We start from the raw sequence: 231 nt of genomic DNA, 5'->3' as shown, positions 1-231 counted from the left end.
GTAGCAAAGACAAAGCGCTCCAGGTGCTGGGGAACATCAATAACGTGTTTGCGCTGCGGATTGTCGATGCGGAGACCCAAGAATACAGCGCCGAAAACCTGCGCAAAACCCGACTCAAATACGTCATGCGGACGCAAGGCCAGAACACGGACGGAAGTGAACCGATCATGCACGGAGGTAACCAGGGCGAACGGTTAATGGAAGAAGAGGCCGATCTGTTTCCAGCTCAGC

General features: G+C 54.5%; 1 pseudogene. It reads left to right on the top strand.

Annotation, left to right across the window (positions count from 1 at the left end):
- A pseudogene (locus tag B4920_RS28245) lies at window positions 1-231 on the top strand (conjugal transfer protein); the annotation flags it as partial.

Source organism: Zoogloea sp. LCSB751 (assembly GCF_002028455.1).
Lineage (GTDB): Bacteria > Pseudomonadota > Gammaproteobacteria > Burkholderiales > Rhodocyclaceae > Zoogloea.
This window is presented reverse-complemented; position numbering and strand designations above follow the sequence as displayed.